General features: G+C 54.2%; 13 protein-coding genes. 5 read left to right on the top strand and 8 right to left on the bottom strand.

From position 1 onward, the window contains the following. Positions 1-76: 76 nt before the first annotated feature. The gene (locus AB1I49_RS02595; RefSeq protein WP_186833728.1) at positions 77-1951 is read right to left on the bottom strand and encodes a fructose-1,6-bisphosphatase; all 1875 of its coding nucleotides are present in this window, start codon (positions 1949-1951) and stop codon (positions 77-79) included. Positions 1952-1985: 34 nt separating this feature from the next. After that, the gene (locus tag AB1I49_RS02590; RefSeq protein ID WP_186833727.1) at positions 1986-3488 is read right to left on the bottom strand and encodes a phosphohexomutase domain-containing protein; all 1503 of its coding nucleotides are present in this window, start codon (positions 3486-3488) and stop codon (positions 1986-1988) included. A 653-nt stretch (positions 3489-4141) separates the two neighbouring features. On the opposite strand from AB1I49_RS02590, the gene AB1I49_RS02585 reads away from it, so the two are divergent. The 3 genes from AB1I49_RS02585 (at position 4142) to AB1I49_RS02575 (ending at position 9543) form a co-directional block, all read left to right on the top strand. After that, the gene (locus AB1I49_RS02585; protein WP_316609841.1) at positions 4142-4855 is read left to right on the top strand and encodes an HAD family hydrolase; all 714 of its coding nucleotides are present in this window, start codon (positions 4142-4144) and stop codon (positions 4853-4855) included. A gap of 108 nt (positions 4856-4963) precedes the next feature. Beyond that, positions 4964-8728: a phosphoribosylformylglycinamidine synthase gene (locus tag AB1I49_RS02580; protein WP_407721310.1), complete on the top strand. Its 3765-nt coding sequence runs from the start codon at positions 4964-4966 to the stop codon at positions 8726-8728. A gap of 269 nt (positions 8729-8997) precedes the next feature. Then, on the top strand, positions 8998-9543 hold the full coding sequence (locus AB1I49_RS02575; RefSeq protein WP_407721309.1) for a zinc-ribbon domain-containing protein: 546 nt from the start codon (positions 8998-9000) through the stop codon (positions 9541-9543). Positions 9544-9597: 54 nt separating this feature from the next. Here AB1I49_RS02575 and AB1I49_RS02570 read toward each other — a convergent pair whose 3' ends face one another. Together AB1I49_RS02570 and AB1I49_RS02565 are read right to left on the bottom strand one after the other, a co-directional pair. Continuing rightward, a complete protein-coding gene (locus AB1I49_RS02570) occupies positions 9598-10086 on the bottom strand; it encodes a DNA-deoxyinosine glycosylase (protein ID WP_407721308.1) in 489 nt (162 codons plus the stop codon). Beyond that, positions 10083-10607, bottom strand: coding sequence for a DUF5662 family protein (locus AB1I49_RS02565; RefSeq protein WP_186833721.1), 525 nt, complete (start codon positions 10605-10607; stop codon positions 10083-10085). Before AB1I49_RS02565 ends, AB1I49_RS02570 begins: the two co-directional genes overlap by 4 nt. Positions 10608-10716: 109 nt before the next feature. Here AB1I49_RS02565 and AB1I49_RS02560 point away from each other — a divergent pair, with 109 nt between their 5' ends. Beyond that, on the top strand, positions 10717-11892 hold the full coding sequence (locus AB1I49_RS02560) for a L,D-transpeptidase family protein (protein ID WP_407721307.1): 1176 nt from the start codon (positions 10717-10719) through the stop codon (positions 11890-11892). Between the two features lie 58 nt (positions 11893-11950). On the opposite strand, the gene AB1I49_RS02555 is transcribed toward AB1I49_RS02560, so the two are convergent. Both AB1I49_RS02555 and AB1I49_RS02550 read right to left on the bottom strand, forming a co-directional pair. Further along, positions 11951-13285: a peptidoglycan-binding protein gene (locus AB1I49_RS02555; protein WP_407721306.1), complete on the bottom strand. Its 1335-nt coding sequence runs from the start codon at positions 13283-13285 to the stop codon at positions 11951-11953. Between the two features lie 15 nt (positions 13286-13300). Beyond that, on the bottom strand, positions 13301-14536 hold the full coding sequence (locus AB1I49_RS02550) for an ATP-binding protein (protein ID WP_316611558.1): 1236 nt from the start codon (positions 14534-14536) through the stop codon (positions 13301-13303). Between the two features lie 176 nt (positions 14537-14712). Between AB1I49_RS02550 and AB1I49_RS02545 the strand changes: the two genes are divergently transcribed. Further along, on the top strand, positions 14713-15357 hold the full coding sequence (locus tag AB1I49_RS02545) for a vWA domain-containing protein (RefSeq protein ID WP_407721305.1): 645 nt from the start codon (positions 14713-14715) through the stop codon (positions 15355-15357). A 36-nt stretch (positions 15358-15393) separates the two neighbouring features. Here the strand turns inward: AB1I49_RS02545 and AB1I49_RS02540 are convergent, their stop codons facing one another. Both AB1I49_RS02540 and AB1I49_RS02535 read right to left on the bottom strand, forming a co-directional pair. Next, a complete protein-coding gene (locus AB1I49_RS02540; protein ID WP_407721304.1) occupies positions 15394-16758 on the bottom strand; it encodes an LCP family protein in 1365 nt (454 codons plus the stop codon). Then, entirely contained in the window at positions 16742-17578 is an 837-nt protein-coding gene (locus AB1I49_RS02535; RefSeq protein WP_316611563.1) for a class B sortase, read from the bottom strand. Before AB1I49_RS02535 ends, AB1I49_RS02540 begins: the two co-directional genes overlap by 17 nt. Position 17579 lies beyond the last annotated feature (1 nt).

Raw genomic sequence — 17579 nt, 5'->3', positions numbered from 1 at the left:
TTTCTTTATAGGGAACTTCTCCGTCCCGCCGTTGATGAACTTTTCCAAAGGCGGGAGAGCGCGCCCATCGTGGCTTTTATTTCGGCTCCAGCTCGCCGCTTTTGTACATCTGCAGCAGGCGGAAGAGGTCGGCGATCTGACCGCGGATACGCTCGCCCGCGTCGGTGTCGTCGACCATCACGCGGTAGCGCTCCGTTTCGACGATCTCTGAATGAGATCTGATATCGCGGTTGGCTCTCAGCGCTGCCTCGACGCTCTCGAAGGGCTGGTGAGCCTTGAGCCGCAGACCGTGGGAATTGAAAATCAGAGTGTAGCCCGCGATACCCGTCGTGTCGTGGTAGTCGCGGCAGAAGCCGCCGTCGATCACAAGCAACTTGCCGTCCGCGCGGATAGGAAGCTCGCCTCTGACGGTGCGCACGGGAGTGTGACCGTTCACGATGTGCGCGTACGGTGAGTTCAGCCCGAACTCCGCGAGGATATTTTCACAGGTCGCGCGCTCGTGGTACAGGCGGTAGTATGGGTTCTGTTCCTCGTGCCAGGCGCTTTTATCGGAAATAAAGGTGCGCTCAAAGGTCTTGATGTTCCTGCCGCAGAGAGGCGACCTTCTGCCGCACCAGAGGTACCACATGAAGTCGAGCTCGTCCTGATTCTTATGCCTGCTGAAAAACGCCCTTCGCGCGCGGCTGTCAGCCATGTCGAAGTACGCCTTTCCGCTGTACTTTTTGCCGAAGTGCTCGACCTCGTCAAAGCTGCCGTCGTCCCTGAGAGGCACGCAGCCGTGATAGAGCAGGTTTCCGTTGCAGCAGCGGTACATTCCGCCCTTTTCGTACAGAAACGTGATGTGGCTCCTGAGAACCGCGCTGTTAAGGAAGGAATCTCTCAGTCCGTCGATGACCTCGCGTTCGCCTTCCGTCAACTCATATGGACCGTCGGGGTTTACGGTCGGGAAAAAGCTGTCGTTGAGCTGATATGTAACTCCCTCGCTTTCGACCGTGCTGCCGTTTATTTTTCCGAGCAGGAGCCTGTCGTCCATGCCGTACTCGGGGTGACGGAGAATCGCCTGACCCTCGAGTTTGAACTGAATGACCGCGATCGCCTTGAGAGCCGCGTCCATCGGTTCGCCGCCGTAGGTTTGACGAGCGAACAGTGTCAGCGCGCGAAGGCTGACGCCGTAGCCGCTCTCGAGGGTGCGAAGATTCCGGTATTTTACGCAGTTGCGCACGACGTTTGCGATACAAGCCTCGCTGCCCGACGCCGCGCCCATCCAGAGAATATCGTGGTTGCCCCACTCGATGTCGAGGGAATGTCTGCGCATGAGCAGATCGATAATCTTTTCGGCGGAGTCGCCCCTGTCGAAGATATCGCCGACAATATGCAGCCTGTCTACCGCGAGGCGCTTTATCAGCTCCGCGAGCGAAATAACGAAGTCCTCTGCTCCGAGCTCGGTGATGGTATCAAGGATCTGCTTGTGGTAGCGCACCTGATTGTCGTCCTCGTCGCGCTGGGCGTGGAGAAGCTCGTCGAGAATGTAGGCGTAGTCCTCGGGCATCGCCTTGCGCACCTTTGAGCGGGTGTACTTCGAGGACAGAAACCGCGCGACCTCGAGCATGTTGTTTATTGTCTGCTCGTACCACGCGCGGTCGGGCTCGCCCGATTTGCGCAGCAGCCTGAGCTTTTCCTTCGGGTAGTAAATAAGAGTGCACAGCTCGCCGCGTTCCTCCGCGGACAGAGTGCCGCCGAGGAGCATATCGACCTTCTCGCGCACAACGCCCGAGCAGTTGTTGAGAATGTGGCAGAACGCCTCGTACTCGCCGTGAATGTCGCTCATGAAGTGCTCGGTGCCCTTCGGCAGGTTGAGAATCGCGGTGAGGTTGATGATCTCGCGCGAGAGCGAGCGCATTGTCGGGTACTTTTCGGAGAGCAGCGCGTAATATTTTTTCTGTTCGTCCACGGTAACGCCCCCTTTCAGAGCCGCGTATATTATTTTACAGCTTCAAGCCTGTGGTTGTTTTCAGGAATTCCTGTAATTTGCCGAGAATTATCTCAACGCCGCCCTCGCTGTCGCTCTCAATGTTGAGCGGCATGATCGGGTCGTGAACCGAGAGCCTGAGCAGGAACCAGCCGTCGCCGTTGTCCCTGTCAAACGAAACGCGCACGCCCTCGCGGTTGTCGTCGGCGAGGTGCCAGTCGGGCTGAGCCTCGGCGTAAGCGGTCAGGTCGGCGATGATCCTCTCACCGCAGGCGCGGAAGTCCTTCTCAGTGATCTGATAGCGGATCTCGCGGCTCTCGAGAGGCTCCCTGAGGTCGGCGGTCAGTTCGTCGAGCTCCTTGCCTTCCTTGCGCATCTGAGCCGCCTTGATGATGATTTTGGTACAGAGATACGCGCCGTCGTCGAGGAAGTAGTTCTCGCGCATAGCGGCGTGACCCGAGGTCTCGATAGCGAGCGGACAGTTGATGCCCTGCGCGTTGAGCTCGAGCGCCTTATCGATAACGTTCTTGTAGCCGCGTCTGTAGCGGTAGTGCCTTCCGCCGAGGTTCTCCTCGATGAAGGCTTTCAGACCGCTTGAGGTTATCGAATCGGTGACAACGGTGCCGCCGTCGTTTCCCTCGAGGGCGATAGCCGCCGCCACAGCCACAAGGCGGTTGCGGTTTATCTCGTTGCCCTTGCTGTCAACAGCGCCGCCGCGGTCAACGTCTGTGTCAAAAATCACGCCCAGATCGGCGTTGTTCTCACGCACAGCCTCGCTGATGGAAGCCATAGCCACAGCGTCCTCGGGGTTCGGGACGTGGTTCGGGAACATTCCGTCGGGGTCGAGGTATCGGCTGCCCTCTGTATCGGCGCCCAGAACGGCGAGAACCTTCTCTGCATAAAAGCCGCCAGCGCCGTTGCCCGCGTCGACGACGATTTTAAAGCCTTTGAGCGGGTGCTCGTAGTCATCGGCGTTGACCTCGCGCTTTATCTTCTCGCACAGACCCTTGGCGTAGTCGGTCATGTAGTCGACGTCGGTGGTGCTGCCGCCGTCCATTAAATCGGGGTGCTTACCGTCCTGCGCGAAAGTGAGGATATCCTCGATGTCACTGCCCTCAAGACCGCCGCCGCGTGTGAAGAACTTGAGTCCGTTGCGGTTGAACGGGTGATGGCTCGCGGTGATCTGCAGCGCGCCATCGCAGCCCAGATCAACGGTTGTCATGAACATACTCGGGGTGGACGCGAGTCCGCAGCAGAGCACCTGAGCGCCCGCGCGTCTGAATCTCTCGGTGGTGAGCGCCATGATATGCGGTCCCGAGATACGGCTGTCCCTGCCGACGGAAATCTTAAGCTCCGAGGGCTGCTTGCCGACCTTTTCGCTGAGCCAGAGCACGAAGCCGTCAGCCATGTTTTCTATCACATCATCGGTGAGGTTCACGGGCTGACCCGCAACTCCCTCAGAGGCGACTCCGCGGATATCGGTGCCGCTTTTGAACTGTCTGTAAAACTCATTGAGCATAATAATCTCTCCATTCACTCGTTTTCTTCATTTTAACACAACCGCAGGGAAATCTCAATACACATAATCGGGAAGTTTGTAAAAACCTCACCTTGTTTTCACCGGGAGTCAATTGAAGTTGTATAAAACCTCCAAGGCGAATTTGTATGTTTGCGGCTGATATATTCTTTTTTGCGGTTACGCTTAGTAAATATTACCAGTTATCGCGCGGTGGTTTTGTATATTTCCGACACTCAATTAGCGTAACTTACAAATATTACCGCAATTTCTTGTTGACATTTCCGAAGAAGTGAGTATAATAAAGGACTGTCAGGAGCAGTTCACCTGACAGAACATTTTCATCAAGCCAATCCACGTTTTTCACGTTAATTTCAAAACTTCTAAATCCGGAAAGGGACGCTGCCAAGCGCCCCTTTTCGGTTTTTGCGGGCATTCGCGGCGGGCACGCGCCCGCGGGCAACACGCGTACTCTGGGGTTTATGATACTTCAAGTACTCATTTTCGCGGGAGATGTTCATCTGATCTTCGCTGCGGCTGTACCGGTTCTTGGGGCATTCATTTTGTGACAATTATTAAATCTTCTTAATAAATATTGAAAAGAATATTTTTCTGTATTATAATTAAAACGGAAATAAGATATTAGGTGATATTCTTTGTACAAGAACTTTCTTTTTGACCTAGACGGCACCCTGCTGCCGATGGATATGAAATATTTCATCGAGCTCTATGTCGCGGCTTTCTGCAAATGTCTGGCTCCCGTCACCAAAATCGAGTCGAAGCCGCTCATGGACTCTATCTGGGCGAGCGTGGCTCAGATGGCGCGAAACGACGGCGACTGCCTCAACGAAACGGTTTTCTGGCGCACGATGAACTCACGCTGCAAGCGCGATATGCGCGTTTTCAGCGATAACTTTGACAGCTTCTACCGCGGCGAGTTTTCGGTATGCCGAGCCGCTACAAAGGTTCAGCCGCTCGCAAAGGTCGTCGTTGACTACATCAAGAAGCGCGGCGGCAGGATTATTGTCGCTACCAACCCGATTTTCCCGAAATCCTCAACCTACACCCGAATTGAGTGGGCAGGTCTGAACGTCAACGACTTCTCCTACATCACTACCTACGACAACTCCTCAGCCTGCAAGCCGAACCTCAACTACTTTGAGGAGGTCTGCTCAGTCTGCGGTATCCACCCCGAGGAGAGCCTGATGATAGGCAACGATGTCGACGAGGACATGATTTCCTCACGCCTCGGCTTCGACACCTTCCTCGTCACGGACTGCCTCATCAACCGCTCTGATAAAAGCCTCAGTCTGTTCCGCCACGGCGACTTTGAGGACCTGTTCGATTTCATTCAGGATTCATATAAATAAACTTCACGGTTTGGCGCGCGCCAAACCTTTTCTTTTTTCCTATACCGAAAAATAATTACTGTCGGATATGATAGAATAAAATGTAATATGATTCAGGAGGCTGATGGCATGTCAGACGTAATCAGAATTTTTGTAGAAAAACGCGAGGGCTTCAATGTTGTCGCAAAGCAGACGCTTTGGGACATCCGCCACAACTTGGGCATGAGGTCCGTAACCGACCTGCGCTATATTGTGCGCTACGATATCGAGGGTCTTACCCGCGACGAATATGACAAGGCGAAGGGTATCGTGCTCTCAGAGCCGAACGCCGACGTTATTTACGAGGAAACTCTGCCCGTAGAAACCGGCTGGAGGGTCTTCGCTATGGAATATCTCCCCGGTCAGTACGACCAGCGCGGCGACTCCGCCGAGCAGTGCGTACAGCTTTTGACTCAGGGCGAGAGGTGCAAGGTGCTCACCGCGAGAGTCATCGCTCTCAAGGGCGACCTTACCGACGAGGAACAGAAGAAGGTAGAGGATTACCTTATCAACCCCGTTGAGAGCCGTCTGGCTTCCCTCGACAAGCCCGAGACGCTCGACATGGAAACTCCCGTTCCCGACGACGTTAAGCGCGTTGAGGGCTTCATCGGCTGGAACGACGACGAGATGGCTGAGTACTACGGCTCGATGGGCTTTGCCATGACGCTCGACGACCTCAAATTCTGCCGCGACTACTTCCGCGACGAGGAGAACCGCGACCCGAGCGTTACCGAGCTCAGGGTAATCGACACCTACTGGTCTGACCACTGCCGCCACACCACCTTCCTCACAAGACTCAGCAAGGTCGAGATCGAAAAGGCGGCTCTCGGCTCTGTCATCGAGGACGCTCTCAAGGAATACTACGCGACCCGCGACGAGGTTTACGGCAAGGACACCGACCGCATCGTGTCGCTGATGGATATGGCTCTCATGGGCATGAAGTCCCTCAAGAAAAAGGGCATGATCCCCGACCTCGACGAGAGCGACGAGATTAACGCCTGCTCGATCGAGGTCCCCGTAACGATCGACGGCAAAACCGAGAAATGGCTCGTTCAGTTCAAGAATGAGACCCACAACCACCCCACCGAAATCGAACCCTTCGGCGGCGCGGCTACCTGTCTGGGCGGCGCGATCCGCGATCCGCTCTCGGGACGCGCCTATGTATATCAGGCTATGCGCGTAACCGGCTCGGGCGATCCTACTATCCCCTTCAAGGACACAATGCACGGCAAGCTGCCCTCGCGCAAGATCACCACGGGCGCGGCTAACGGCTACTCGTCCTACGGCAACCAGATCGGTCTTGCCACGGGTCAGGTAGTTGAACTCTACGATCAGGGCTATGTCGCCAAGAGAATGGAGATCGGCGCGGTAATCGGCGCTTCCCCCAAGGAGAACGTTATCCGCGAGGTACCCATGCCCGACGACGTTATCGTGCTTCTCGGCGGCAGAACCGGACGCGACGGCTGCGGCGGCGCTACAGGCTCCTCCAAGGCTCACACCGAAAGCTCCATCGAAACCTGCGGTGCTGAGGTTCAGAAGGGTAATCCGCCCACAGAGCGCAAAATCCAGCGCCTGTTCCGCAATCCAAAGGTCGCAAAGCTCATAAAGCGCTGCAACGACTTCGGCGCGGGCGGCGTATGCGTAGCGATAGGCGAGCTTGCAGACGGTCTGACCGTTGAGCTCGACAAGGTAACAAAGAAATACGACGGCCTCGACGGCACAGAGCTCGCTATCTCCGAATCTCAGGAGAGAATGGCTGTCGTTCTCGATAAAAACGACGTTGACAAGTTCATCAAGTACGCAGAGACCGAAAACCTCGAAGCTACCGCAGTAGCTGTAGTTACCGAGAATCCGCGCCTGACGATGCACTGGAGAGGCGACAAGATCGTCGACCTCAGCCGCGCATTCCTCAACACAAACGGCGTAACACAGGTTGCAAAGGCGTTCATCACAGCTCCCAAGGCTGAGCACTGCTACCGCGAGGCGTGCCCCGAAAAGCTCGCAGACCTGCCCTTTGAGGAAGCTATCACTGAAAACATGGCTCGTCTTGAGGTCTGCTCACAGATCGGTCTGAGCGAACGCTTTGACGCTTCCATCGGCGCGGCGACCGTAATCATGCCCTTCGGCGGAAAGACTCAGCTCACTCCTCAGGAGGCAATGGCTGCCAAGATACCGCTTGAGAAGGGTGAAACCGACGACGCCACCGCGATGAGCTACGGCTTTATCCCCGGTGTTTCGCGCTGGAGCCCGTTCCACGGCTCGGCTTACGCTGTCGTTGAATCTACCTCAAAGCTCCTCGCAATCGGCGCTGATCCGCTGACGGCACGACTCACCTTCCAGGAATATTTCGAAAGACTAAATGACGTTCCCTCACGCTGGGGCAAGCCCGCCGCGGCTCTGCTCGGCGCTATGCAGGCTCAGCTCAAGCTCGGTCTGCCATCTATCGGCGGCAAGGACAGTATGTCCGGCTCCTTCGAGGACATCGACGTACCGCCTACCCTCGTAAGCTTCGCCGTAGCCATGACAAAGGCAAGCAAGACTATTTCCGCAGAGTTCAAGAAGTCAGGCTCAAAGATAATCTACGTTCCCGTTCCCGAGAACAAAGCGACCCTCATGCCCGACTGGGACAAGCTCATTGAGATGTACAAGGCTGTTTACGCCCTCATGGAGAGCGGCAATGTTCTCTCTGCATCCGTTGTCAAGGAAGGCGGCGCTGCGGCAAGCGTCTGCAAGGCGTGCTTCGGCAACGGCTTCGGCTTCAGCTTTACAAAGGAGCTCACCAACAAGGAACTCTTCGCTCCGCTCTCGGGCTCGCTTATTCTCGAGCTCGCTGACGGCGCGGCTCTCGACGGCGTGCTCAGCTACGACCTCGGTACCGTTACCGACGACGCGAATATCACAATGGGCGGCAAGTCAGTCGCTCTCAGTGATATTATAGAAAAGTGGACCTCTCCGCTGGAGAAGGTATTCCCGACTCAGGCTGAATGCCCCGAAATCTCGGTCGACGCTCCTCTGTACACAGAGAGAAACACCTCCTCTCCCGTCATTAAGACAGCAAAGCCGAAGGTATTCATTCCCGTATTCCCCGGCACAAACTGCGAGGTAGACACTGCGAGAGCCTTTGAGAAGGCAGGCGCTGAGGTCGAGATGCTCATCGTCAAGAACCTCACCCAGAGCGGAATCGAGGAAACCATCGAGCGCATGGAGCAGATCATCCGCCAGTCACAGATGATAATGCTTCCCGGCGGCTTCTCGGGCGGCGACGAGCCCGACGGCTCGGGCAAGTTCATCGCCACGACCTTCCGCAATCCGCGCGTGTCTGAGGCGGTAAGCGACCTGCTCAACAACCGCGACGGTCTGATGCTCGGTATCTGCAACGGCTTCCAGGCGCTGATAAAGCTCGGACTTGTTCCCTACGGCGAGATCCGCGAGCTCAAGCCAACCGACCCGACTCTGACCTTCAACACTGTCGGCCGACATATCTCCCATATGGCGTACACGCGCGTTACCTCGGTCAAGTCACCCTGGTTCAGCGGCGTCAACGCGGGCGACGTGTTCGCGATTCCCGTATCCCACGGCGAGGGCAGATTCATGGCTGACACCGAGACTGTAAAGCAGCTCGCAGCAAACGGTCAGATTGCTACCCAGTACGTCGACCTCGGCGGCAAGCCCTCAAGCAGCATTGAATTCAACCTCAACGGCTCCGTCTGCGCGATCGAGGGTATCACCTCGCCCGACGGCAGAGTGCTCGGCAAGATGGGCCACAGCGAGAGAAAAGGCGAAAACCTCTACAAAAACGTTCCGTTCGAGAAGGATCAGAAAATCTTTGAGAGCGGCGTAAACTACTTCAAATAAGCTGATTTTAATGGGCAGCCCGCAAAAGGCTGCCCATGTTTTTCTGTCCACAACACACAAAAATCCTCTGTTTGCATTGTTAAAATACACCAACCGACAATTCACGGATTTTTATTTTTAGGCATTGCTACAAAGTTGTTTTTTATCCGTTGACAACGTGCGCTGATTGGCTTATAATTTAGCTTGCTAAAGCCAAAAACATAAGGCTGTTCCGCCCAAACAGCGAGGAACGGTCAGAAAAAACAACTTGTAAAAAAAGGAGTACTATCATGGCATTTTGTAAGAATTGCGGACAGCAGATCAATGATGACGCGGCTTTCTGCCCCAACTGCGGCACAACCGTTGACAACGGCCAGCAGGCTCAGCAGCAGGCTCCCGTGCAGCCCCAGGTGATGAATAACGACGGCGCTCCCATCCCCGCCGAAAAAGGTCTCGCGTGGCTCGCGTACATTCTGTGGGCGCCCGCCTTCCTCATCCCCCTGTTTGTGAAGAAGACCTCCGCTTACTGCAAGTTTCACGTCAAGGAGGGCGCTACCCTCTGGGCGGCGCACATCGCTTACTGGCTCGTCACGACGATCCTGCTGGTGATCATCGACATTCCCACCAGAACCTACTACTACGGCTTCTACTGGCACAGCGGTCTGTACAATGTCCTTAACGTCATCTTCAGCCTTGGCAACGTCTTCTTCGGCGTGATGATGATCATCGGTATTGTCCGTGCGGCTACAGGCAAGAAGCTTGAGCTTCCGCTTATCGGCAAAATCCCCTTCATCAAGACTCTGATGGACAAGATTTACGCTTCTATCAACAAGTAATATATTTACATAGAATCAAACCCCGAAGCACTTCGCTTCGGGGTTTTGCTTTGCTTAAAGAATCGCTTTCCACTCCTGCGCCAGCCGTTCAAGGGAGTACGCGGCGTTCGCAGGGCTTGTCGACGGCAGCTTCACAGCATCAATGCCCGTCGCGGGATAGATATATTTCATGTACATTTTATGGGAGAGCGCGCCGTTGCAGAACACGCGGCTGACCTTGCTGTTCTCAAAAATCACGCCGAGGTCGTTCGGCACAACGTCGCGCACCGAGCTGTCCGACGAACCTGTGATCGTGCAGGAATGTATAGAATCCCACAGCGCAAGGTGGTGTCGCAGTATCAGCGCGGATTTCTCTTCGATTGTAACAGGCACATCCTCATTGCACAGCAGCGCAATCAGCTTCCAGAAGCGGTTCTGAGGATGTCCGTAGAAGAACATTGCCTCACGGGATTTGACCGACGGAAAGCTGCCGAGGATCAGCGTGCGCGATTCGCTGTCAAACAGCGGCGGAAAAGGATGGTCGATTCTCTGTGCCTCGCTCATTTCTTCATTCTCCTGATGTAGGCGAAGGTCTTCTCCTCGCCCTCGTCACGCAGCATTTCGAGCAGCTTGTTGAGCATCGCCTCGGTGTTCTCGTGCATTCTGTGCTTGCCCTTGACGCGAAGAAAGTACCCATACGGATGCGCGTCGGTGTAGTTTTTGCCGTTGTATATCTTGCTAGCAGCCACACGGTCGCAGAACATCTCTATCAGAAACCTTGTCGGCATCTCTACGTTCTCGATCTGCTTTGTCTTTGGGTTGTAGTCGTTCCAGTACTCGTAGTGGTGGCGGTTCCTGCCCTTGTGATGCATCCACGCACGCGAGCTGCCGTAGATCTCGCGTTCCTTCTCGTTGGGGCTGCGGTCGCCCTGAAAGAATTTTGCCCCGGGGATAAACTCCGTCGGACTGTACTTTGACAAATCGTGGCGTAGACCCTGCCAGAGGATTCCCGCGCGCGCGCAGTTGGCGATAACCTTGTGTCTGTGGTTGGTTATTGTCAGAAAGTGTTTGATCGGATGTCCCATATTTCTATCACCTTCCCTATTTTATCACAAAAAATAGCAAATGTAAAACTATTGATTATTTTTCCCGAAAATTGTATAATAGTAATCAGTATTACAATGAGGTAGATATATGACAAAAAGAATAATGATTATCGTATTATACGTAATCGCCGCCGCCATCATGCTGCTCTCGGGGCTGTGCCTTATCGGTCTGACCCAGAGCCTGCATATCTCAAAGCCCGAACCCGTATTTACGACGACGGAACCGACAGTCACCGAGGAAGCCTTTATAATGAAGCAAAACGAACCGACTGTCATTCACATCAAAAAAGAAAACGAGGATAAGCTGCTCTCATGGGAAAGCAGCGACGAGAGCATAGTTGAGGTCGACAGCGGCGGACGTCTTGACGCGTACGCAACAGGCGTCGCGGAGATTACGGCGCGCTACAAGGACGGCAGTGAGACCGTCTACACTGTCACCGTCGAGGAAGCCGAGAAAAAACCCGAGCGAAATATCTTCTCCACTGCAATAACCGCGAATGAGGATATCCTGGAGAGAAACGAGCTGGGAAATCAAGACCTTTATCACATTCTCGTCAACCGCGAACAGAACATCGTCACCGTCTACACCTACGACGATGACGGCGAGTACACCGTGCCTGTCCGCGCGATGGTATGCTCCTGCGGACTTGACAAAGGCACGATCACGGGCGAGTTCGAAACCTATTTCAAGACGGAGTGGCACGCACTTTTCGACGACGTATACGGAAAGTACGTCACGGGCATCGACGGCAACTTCCTATTTCACTCCGTACCCTATACCGAGCTGCTCAAAAACGACAGCCTCGAGAGCGACGAGTACAACAAGCTCGGCACAGACGCTTCTCTCGGCTGCGTAAGGCTCGCGGTGAGCGACGCGAAGTGGATCTACGACAACTGCCCCGTCGGCACATACGTTAAGATTTATGACAGCGACGAAACCGAGCCGCTCGGCAAACCCGTACCCATGCGCGTTGCCGACCTGAAAATCGGCTGGGATCCGACGGACAACGAGGAGGACAACCCCTACAACGGCAAAACTCCCAAAATCAAGCTGCCCGAGAGCACCAGCGTGCACCTCGGCGACGACTATAACATCTACCGCGGAGTTACGGCGACGGACAGCTGCGGCAATGATATCACCGATAAAATCGAGGCTGTGGGCAACGTTATCAGCTCGCGCAGGGGCGAGTACAAAATCACCTACCGCGTAACCGACGCGCTGAACCGAAGCGCCGAACAGTCGTTGATAATCTGGGTGGAATAAAAGAAAACGACCGGCTCAAAACCGTTTCTGGTTCTGAGCCGGTCAATTATTTTATTGATTACGGTTCGTTGGAAACGCCCTCGGGAAGCACGCCCTTGGGAGCGTCGCTCATGAACAGCGCCTTGATGGTCTTGTTGTCGGCAACGCCCGTTACCTCAAAACCTGCCGCCTTCTGGTAGTCCTTGACAGCCTGCTCGGTGAGATCGCCGAAATAGCCCGTTACGTTATCTACGCCGACAAGATAGTCGAGGTTCCACAGTCTGTGCTGCAGCTCCCATACGTCCTTGGAGTCGCCCTTGTCCTCGTCGCCCTTCTTGAGAGATAGGTCGTCGGTGATCTTGATGTCATATCTGTCCGCCTCTGAATGAGGAGCCGCGTTCGCTGGCTGAGTAGTTGCAGCCTGTGTTGCCGCCTGAGTCGCTGCCTGAGTCGCAGCCTCGGTAGCGGTCTGAGCGGGAGTCTGAGCCTGGGGCGCTGCCTCGTCTGTAGTAGCCTTCTTCGCAAGCTCGGGGTGCATGAAGCCGATCATCTTCTCGAGGGTAGCGAGAGCGGTAAGTCCCTGACGTGTGATATCCTTCTCGGAAACCTGGAGAGCCTTGCCCGAGGTGACCGCGGTGAGCTTTGAGAGAACGTCGTCGCTCTGGATCGCGTTGAGGGTCTGCTCGTCTGAATAGAAAATATAGTTGGGGTTCGCGATGCGCAGGGTGTTGACCTCAACGTTTCCGTCAATGATATTGACCGCCACGTTTACGGCGCCTGTGTAGCCGATGAGCATATCGACATAGGTGCCGCTCGTCATCACGCGAAGGCTGCCGTCGTCAACATAGAGGTAGCATGCGGTCTCGAGAGCGCCCGAGGTAGTCGAGGAAGAAACCTCGATCTTGAGCTTCTCCATATGTTCAATGAGCTTCTCGTAGGACGAGGTGCCCTTTTCAAGGCCAGTCACAGCGCCGCCGAGGATTTTGCCGATGGTCAGGTAGTTTGTCTCGAGCTCCTTGGGAGTGTCGGCGAGCGACATCTTAATAACCTGGATCTTCTTTTCCTGGAGCTGCTTTACGGCGTCGTCGTTGATCTTGTCGCCCGCGAAAACGACCTGTGCGCCCGAATTGATGATGCTGTTTACATCGGGCTCTGCCGCAGCGCCGAAATCGGGTGCAACGGAAAGGTAGCTCTGGTCAACCTCGGTGCTTCTGCCGACAATCTTGCCGTCGTAGTTCATATACGAGATGATGTCCGCAGCCGACGGATCGAGAACTACGATAGCCTCGGGTTCCTTGTCGATCGTAATGTTCGCGACAGTGACGGGATAGTTGCCGTCGCCGCAGCCCGCGAAGATTACCGCCGCGGTGCAGACCATGACTGCCGCGAGAAGAACGGAAATAATTCTTTTCATATTTAATCCTCCTGTTTATGTGTATAGTGATTCAACGTACTGCTTCGCACAACGCGGAGAACGTCCGCCCTTGACAAGCGCGAAACGCTCGGCTCCCGCAAACAGCTCAGCCTCGCTGATATTGATTCCCTTTTCCTTTGCCATAGCCGCAACGATCTCGAGGAACTCACTCTTCTTGGGCACGGTGTAGCAAACCGTCAGACCGAAGCGGTCGGAAAGCGAGAGCGTCTCCTGCATATTGTCGCGTGTGTTTACATCGTCGATCTCAAAAGCGCGGTCGGAGAGCTTCTCCTTGACGATGTGCCTGCGGTTCGAGGTGGCGTAAATAAGCGCGTTGCGCGGACGTGCCGCCAGTCCTCCCTCGAGAACCGCCTTGAGGGTGGTGTAGCTTCTGTCCTGATGCTGGAACGAGAGGTCGTCGATAAAGATGATGAACTTCATCGGAAGCAGCGAGAGCTTGTCCGCCAGCAGCGGAAAGTCGGTCAGCCGCTCCTTGGGGATCTCGACAATGCGCAGTCCGTCAGCCCTGAATGCGTTGGCAACCGCCTTGACGGTCGAGCTCTTGCCCGTTCCCATATCTCCGAAGAGCAGGCAGTTGTTGCAACTCTTGCCCTCGAGGAACGCCTTTGTGTTGGCAACGACCTTGTCGCGCTGGCTCTCATAGCCGGTGAATTCATCGAGCGAGATCGTGTCGTAATTTAGCACGGGACGGATATCTCCGTCGCGCCAAACGAACGCTTTGTATCTCGCGAACATACCGCAGCCGTTTTTGCGGTAGTAGGCGGCTACGTTATCGAGCGAGCCGTCGAACATTCTGAAGCTCTCGGCGCACTCGCCGCACTTCCACCTCGGCAGGCTGTCAGTCACAGCCAAAAGCTCCTCGGCGTGCGGATAGGCGGAAATCACCTTGTCGGCACTGAGCTCGGCGGCTGAGAGAATAGCCTCGCAGTCGCGTCTGACGGCGTGAAGCACGTCCTCGGGAAGCTCCCTGTATGTACCGCCCGCAGCGGCTCTTGTAAAACAGTTTTCGTCAAAAAGCGCCGCCTCGGTCATCGCGTAGGCGAGCTTGTCGGAACAGCCTCTCTCGCTGATAAGTGAGTAAAATTCGCCGTAGCACTCAAGAAATTGCTCGGGCGGCTTGTCGAGCGACGAGAGAAGGCGGTAAAACGCCCTTGGAACGCTCCGCGTGAGAATTCCGCGAAATACGGAAAGTGAGGCGATCCGCAGCCGCGTCAATTCGACCTTATTCATATGCATCATTCCAATCAACTTATATTGTACCCTTTTTTGACGTTTTAGTCAAGGGCGGCGCAGGATTTGAAAGGAAAAAATTGTCGCCTGACGAGCGACCTTTTCGCCTTGTAACTCTGTTATACTGTAGTTGTCAAAGGGAAAACACAGTATCATTCAAAACGGAGGTATTTATCATGAAAAACAATATTACTGAGATCGTTTTTATCCTCGACCGCAGCGGGTCCATGGGCGGACTTGAGAGCGACACCATCGGCGGCTTCAACTCCATGCTCAGAAAGCAGAAGAAGGATGAAGGAGAGGCGTTCGTTTCCACCGTACTCTTCGACCACGAGAGCGTGGTTCTCCACAACAGGCTCCCGATCGCGCAGGTGCCCGAGATGACCGACAGGGATTACACCGTCAGAGGCTGCACCGCTCTGCTTGACACTATCGGCGACGCCGTGCACCACATCAAAAATATCCACAAATACGCAAGACCCGAGGACGTGCCCGAGCACACGATGTTCGTGATCACCACCGACGGCATGGAAAACGCCAGCCGCAGATACTCGTCAAGCGACATCAAAAAGCTGATCGGGAAACAGAAAAAGCACGGCTGGGAATTCCTCTTCATCGGCGCCAACATCGACGCTGTCGAGACCGCGCACTGCTACGGAATCAGCGAGGACAGAGCGGTCAATTACCACGCCGACAAAAAGGGTACGGCGGTTGTTTTTGAGACCGTAAGCGCCGCCGTTGGCTCGGTGAGAAGCAGTGCTCCGCTCGCGCCGTGCTGGAGCAAGGAAATCAACGACGACTACAACTCAAGAAAGCACTGATAAAACAAAAAGGAGAGGCTGAAAACCTCTCCTTAATTATTTTGTAGTGTCGTCAAGGGATGTTACCTTGTCGTAGTAAACGCTGAGGAACAGCTCAAAGAACTCGCTGTCCTTGATATAATACAAAGCTCTGCCGTCGTCGGGATTCTCCTTGATATCGCAGTTGACACGGTAGAATTCAAAGTCCATACCCTTGCCCGAAATAACCTGCTGCGCCAGTGTAGTAACCTTCGCCGGGTTCATGTTTGTGCATGAATACGGCGCCGACTCGTTGAACAGCGTCAGCGGAACGGAAATATCCTGCTTGGTCTGCGAGATAACCTTATCCATAAACGACTTGGTATAGACCTTCTGTCGTTCCATTCGGAAAAGGTTGGCGTCAAGCCTGTCCATTCGCCTCTTGCGCACAAAGGTCTCCGCCTCATCGCCGACGAGGTGGTATTCCTCACCCTCAACAAACTGTTCTATAGTTTCGGGAGAGATAACGTCGACTCCGCCGACCGCGTCGTTCAGCTCGGAAATGCCGTCGAGGTCGAGCGCGAAGTAGGTGCTGATCGGAATGTTATAGAAAATACGGCGCACAGACGCTACCATATTCTCACAGCTCGATTCCTTGCCGTCGCCGTAAGCGTAAGCAAGACAAAGCTGCTGCTTTCTCATTCCGGCGTAGCTGCCGCCGACCGAATAGACTGCGACGTCGGTAATGGTATCTCTCGGGATTGCGATCATGCTGGTCTTGTTCTTGTCAAAATCCATAGCCATCATGACGATCGCGTCAGCCTGACCGCCGAGTCCCTCGGAAGTCAGATTCTCGATATCGCGCATATCCACGCCCATGAAAAGCAGGTTGGTGATATGCTCGTTCATCTTGTAGGTCTCGCAGTTATAGACAATGTATTTACCGTCGTCCTGAACCTTGGCGGGAACCTCTTCGGGCGCGACGATCTTGATGTCCTCGCTGTTGAACAGCTCCCGGTTGCCCTTGTTATACAGAATCAACGCTGTGCCCACTGTAACCAGTATCAGAGAAAGCAATACACAGCCGATTATCAGCAGCGCCTTCTTCCAGCCCTTCATCTTCTTTTTGCGGCGCGAGCCGTGGTGATGATGGTGGTGATGATGGTGATGGTGCGAATGTCCGCTGTGGCTGTGACTGCGGCTGCCTCTGCTGCTGCGGGTCGACATGACAAACTGCATATCATCGGCGCTCTCAGTGCTTTCATCCTGTGTTTGTAAATGATGGTGAGTGCGCTTTGTCTTCAGATAAAGATAGTCGTTTGCGTCGTCCTTGACGGTTCTTTCGTCCTGCTGAACAGGTACCCTCTCTCCCGTCGGACGGATATCCTCAGATGCCGAATATATATCTTCAAACTGTCCGTTTTCATCATTCGGTTTTTTCATCGCTTACCAACACCCCCTGCACCAGATAGCGGCCGTCGCCGTAATTCAGACAGGTGCTCAGAACAACGAGCTTGGAATCAAGGCCCAGATTGACGGAATCTCGCACATTGCTGTTCAGACTTCTCGGATTCTTTGCCTGATCAAGCCAGTCCTGAAAAACAGCGTCGTCCTTGAAGTCAAATGAATTCATAATATGTCTGCTGTCGTATTCGAAAGCGCTCACTACCTCGTAGGTCAGCTTTCTGTCGGCAGTATAAATGTAAAAATACGGATGCTCGTCAAAGAACGTCTTGTCGCTGAAATTGTACAGCGTCGCAAACATCGAGCCGTTAAGCATATTGTGACCGTAAAGTACGGTTACTCTGTCATTGTAAGACAGGCTGTTACAGGATTGGGTGTAAATCGTTCCCGGGAAGCTGTAGTTTTTATAAACGTCGTGGTCAAGATAAAAATTATCCTCTTCCTCACTTTGTGCCACGGGATAGTTGACATTTGTATCGGGAATGTATATCCACGAGTAAATGTCCGGGTTCATAGCAGACAGTTCCTCAAGGTTTACCGGATTCTCTTTGGTATCCGTGTCTACCTTATCAGGTCTGGCAACCTTGGTTTCTTCAGGCTTTGTGGTGCCGTCAACTTTTGGAGCTGTAGTTCCTTCAACGTCGATATTCGACGCAAAGGAGCTTGCAATATTATCATAAACCTTCTCTTCGGCGTCTGAGCTGATGGTCTTGTAGACCAGATAACCGCATGTGCCTAGAGCGATGAGTGCACAGATAACAATTACCGCAATCAAAACCCCTTTTTTGCTTTTGTGCATA

Origin of the sequence: Ruminococcus sp. NATIVEDY160, from assembly GCF_045819885.1 — a bacterium.
In the GTDB taxonomy this organism is placed as follows: Bacteria; Bacillota; Clostridia; order Oscillospirales; family Acutalibacteraceae; genus Ruminococcoides.
This window is presented reverse-complemented; position numbering and strand designations above follow the sequence as displayed.